At 72.8% G+C, this 1483-nt stretch carries 4 protein-coding genes; all 4 read right to left on the bottom strand.

Annotated elements, in window-relative coordinates; all coding sequences use genetic code 11:
• Nucleotides 1–691: hypothetical protein (locus AB0E98_RS33675; protein WP_361710291.1), on the bottom strand; the 691-nt coding region annotated here is incomplete at its 3' end.
• Nucleotides 688–849: a hypothetical protein gene (locus AB0E98_RS33670; protein ID WP_359516132.1), complete on the bottom strand. Its 162-nt coding sequence runs from the start codon at nucleotides 847–849 to the stop codon at nucleotides 688–690. The genes AB0E98_RS33675 and AB0E98_RS33670, both read right to left, overlap by 4 nt.
• On the bottom strand, nucleotides 846–1091 hold the full coding sequence (locus AB0E98_RS33665; RefSeq protein WP_359516135.1) for a hypothetical protein: 246 nt from the start codon (nucleotides 1089–1091) through the stop codon (nucleotides 846–848). Before AB0E98_RS33665 ends, AB0E98_RS33670 begins: the two co-directional genes overlap by 4 nt.
• Before the next feature lie 19 nt (nucleotides 1092–1110).
• Nucleotides 1111–1483, bottom strand: a 373-nt coding sequence (locus tag AB0E98_RS33660) for an RRQRL motif-containing zinc-binding protein (RefSeq protein ID WP_361710288.1), incomplete at its 5' end; no start/stop codon positions are given.

Here is a 1483-nt window from a genome sequence, read left to right as displayed (position 1 = left end):
CTCCCCTGGGATTCGCTCCTTCGAGGACGTCGGCCAGGAGTGCGACGGCGTCGGCCTCGTTCGGGTCGGCGAACAGTTGGTGGTCGCTGACGTCGAACGGCGCGTACCACACGGAGACACGGTGTCCGGGCACGAGGGCGGTCTCGCGTCCGTCCAGCGCGGCGGTAATCCGGTCGTGGTCCTGCTGGGCGTGCCGGGTCTGCGTGTACGGACCGACGCGCAGCAGCGTGCGGCCGTCGAGGCTGTCGTCGCGCCGGCGGGCCTCGATGTAGAGGGCGTAGTGCGCGGGGGTCATGCCGACGTCGTCGGGCAGGGGCAGGCCGGCGGCGGCGTGGGTGAGCATCGCGTAGCCGGGCTGCCAGAAGCCGAGGATCGCGCTCGTCTCGCAGCGCAGCCAGCCGCGTTCGGTGTAGCCGAGCTGGCGGCCGTGGAGGTAGGCGCCGGCGTGCGGGGTGCCGGGGTGGACCAGGGCGACGGCGATCAGGTCGGGGCCGTGGTCGTCGCCGGGCCGGGTCTGCGCGCGTTCCACGAACGGGCCGACGCGCACGGCGATGTCCCGGGCGCTGCCGGGCGTCCAGGGCTCGGGGTTGCGCAGGGCGGTGAGCATCGCACGGAACTGGTCGACGACGGCCTGGTCCTCGGCGGAGAGGACGCCGGGGTTGTGGCCGCAGCGGCGGAAGCGACGGATCATCGGGCGTTCTCCTGCTTGGTGTTGGTGGAGGCGCGGACGCGGTGCCTGTCGACGTGGAGCTTGAGGTGGCCGGCCCTGAGCGCGGCGGCGGCCGTCGCCGCGGCGAGCGGGACGGCGGCGGCGAGCAGCAGGACGGCGCGCAGGTGGCGGGCGGTCACTTGAGCGGGATGGCGCGGCAGGTGGCGGCGTGGGTGTTGGCGTCCGGCCGGATGCAGAACAGGAAGTCCCCCTGGACCAACTGGGAGGAGTCTCCGCAGCCGTGGCAGTTCCAGCGGTTCTTGTCGGTGTGCTCGCCGGGGCCGGTGACGTCCACGTAGCTGCCGCCGACCGTGATGAACCGGATCAACAAATCCTTGGGGCGGTCCGGCCCGGTGAAGGCGGCGAGGGTGGCGGTGCTCATGGGTTGGTGTCCTCTCGGATCAGGCGGCCAGCAGGTGCTTGGCCGGGGGAGCGATGTAGGAGGCGGGGTCGGCGGGCGTGCCGTCGTAGCACTCCAAGCAGCAGCCCAAGGTCTTGAGCGGGATGCAGTGGAAGTAGCGCCGGCGGCAGGTGCCGCACGTCTGGCGGGCCGCCATCGCCTTGTCGAGCGCGGCTTCCTTCGCGAGCGTCATCGGGAGCTTCGGCTTCGCCAGATCGATCCGGTACAGCCACGCCCACCGCTTCCCGCCGCGGCATTCGACCCGGGCGACGGGCTCGTGTCCGCCGGGGCGCAGTCCCATCTCCCGCAGCTGGCGGCGGGTCGCGAGGTTCTCGCGCCCGGCCTGCCTCCACCGGAAGACCGGTAAGGAGCCG

Origin of the sequence: Streptomyces sp. NPDC037389, from assembly GCF_040636475.1 — a bacterium.
GTDB lineage: Bacteria > Actinomycetota > Actinomycetes > Streptomycetales > Streptomycetaceae > Streptomyces > Streptomyces hesseae.
The sequence above is the reverse complement of the archived record's forward strand: the minus strand, read 5'-3'. Positions and strand labels throughout refer to the sequence as shown.